Raw genomic sequence first — 868 nt, 5'->3', positions numbered from 1 at the left:
TGGCACCTGTGGCATGGCCTGGCCGAAGCCGCCGCCAAGGAGGTCGCCGCCCACTCGACGTGCTGGGCCGGCGCAACAGGTCTGCAGGACGGCCCCCGGGCTCGCACGACAGCCGAGCGCTGGCGGCAGGTGCATGAGTTGCTCGATCAGGACGTCGGGCTGCTGGACTGCTGCCGGCGGTTGAACCTGGGTCTGAACACGGTCAAGCGCTACGCCCGCGCGAGCGAGCCGGAACGCCTTCGACGTGTTCCGCAGTACCGGCCTACGCTCGTGGAACCCTATCGCGATTATCTGCGGCGCCGGCGAGCCGAAGAGCCCGGGGCGCCGGTCACGCAGCTGCTGGAGGAGATTCGTGAGCTCGGCTATCCCGGCAGCGCGAACCTGCTGCATCGTTATCTGAACCAGGGCCGAGCCGATGAGGACCGGGCGCATCTGTCGCCTCGCCGTGCGACCCGACTGCTGCTGACCAGGCCGGAGAATCTGACCGATCGGCAGAGCGAGCGTCTTGATCAGCTCGCCGCCTCATGCCCGGAGATGACCGCTCTCTGCGGCCTGATCCGGGATTTCGCCGGCCTCCTGAAGCCTGACGAAACTAACCCGGCCAGGCTCGAGACGTGGATCCGCGCCACCCGGTCTGCCGACCTGCCGCACGTGCACTCCTTCGCCCACGGACTCGAGCAGGACCACGACGCCGTCATCGCCGCGCTCACCAAGCCGCACCACAACGGCAGAACCGAAGGCGTCAACACCCGGACCAAAATGCTCAAGCGTCAGATGTACGGACGTGCCGGCTTCACCCTGCTCCGCCACCGCATCCTCCTCGGCTGACGGACGCCCACCCAACCACCACCGAAAGTGCGACAGAGCC

1 protein-coding gene is annotated in these 868 nt (G+C 67.7%); it reads left to right on the top strand.

Annotation, left to right across the window (positions count from 1 at the left end):
* On the top strand, window positions 1-828 hold an 828-nt coding region (locus AC5RWU_RS24385), incomplete at its 5' end, for an ISL3 family transposase (protein WP_493986746.1).
* Window positions 829-868: the final 40 nt, after the last annotated feature.

Source organism: Arthrobacter sp. B0427-1-12 (assembly GCF_059092905.1).
Note: the sequence above shows the minus strand (reverse complement) of the source record. Positions and strands in the feature narration are given on the sequence as shown.